This is a genomic window from Streptococcus sp., assembly GCF_019414905.1.
In the GTDB taxonomy this organism is placed as follows: Bacteria; Bacillota; Bacilli; order Lactobacillales; family Streptococcaceae; genus Streptococcus.
The window spans coordinates 8880-9546 of sequence record NZ_DXLC01000211.1 but is presented as its reverse complement, the minus strand read 5'-3'; the positions used below and the strand labels follow the sequence as shown (position 1 = coordinate 9546).

Here is a 667-nt window from a genome sequence, read left to right as displayed (position 1 = left end):
CTACACCGCCTACGAAAGGAGGTGAGATAGCCCATGATGGAACTAATCCTTAAAACTATCATCGGACCAATTGTGGTCGGTGTTGTTCTTCGCTTAGTCGATAAATGGCTAAACAAAGATAGATAGTGTCAAAAAGACCCCAAGCTTAATGTGGAAGTTAGCTTGGGGTCTTTTCTAGTCCATGATATAGAACTAATCCTTAATTCCTCTCCATTATCCCACAGTTCACAAAATTTGTCAAAACTTTACATCCTCAGCTTCTCAAGCTTTAACCGCTTTACAACAAGACTTTCAAGTTTAAGAGAAAATTAGGGATTCTATCAATTTCATAGAAATTTTGATTTCGTAAACGAAGAGACAATCTTATATGTCACTCCTCATTTAATACGCCACTACTGGACAAGCAAAATCATTATTACAGCAGTTTCAGTCCTTCAATTAACAGTCACTTACATTCAAAGTGAGGTTGAAGTAGCTGAAGCTACAACAGACCTATTTCTTAGTCATATTTTCTAAAAAAACTCCCCGCCAATTCCCCGACCAAAATCCGAAAAATACCGAAAAATATCGAAAAATGATTTTTAGAATAGTCCCCAAAAGCCTGAAACATGGCCAAAAAAACTCCACCTGATTGGGTGGAGTTAAGGGAGATTATTATGAAAAAGAA

At 36.9% G+C, this 667-nt stretch carries 1 protein-coding gene; it reads left to right on the top strand.

Features of this window, described 5'->3' with window-relative positions; translation table 11 throughout:
- The first annotated feature begins 33 nt into the window (after positions 1 to 33).
- A complete protein-coding gene (locus QZ359_RS06375; protein WP_000970296.1) occupies positions 34 to 126 on the top strand; it encodes a type I toxin-antitoxin system Fst family toxin in 93 nt (30 codons plus the stop codon).
- The last annotated feature ends 541 nt before the right edge of the window (positions 127 to 667 follow it).

Excerpts from the sequence above, each read along its gene's own strand:
- QZ359_RS06375 (WP_000970296.1), top strand. The coding sequence starts at position 34 with ATGATGGAACTAATCCTTAAAACTATCATCGGACCAATTGTGGTCGGT.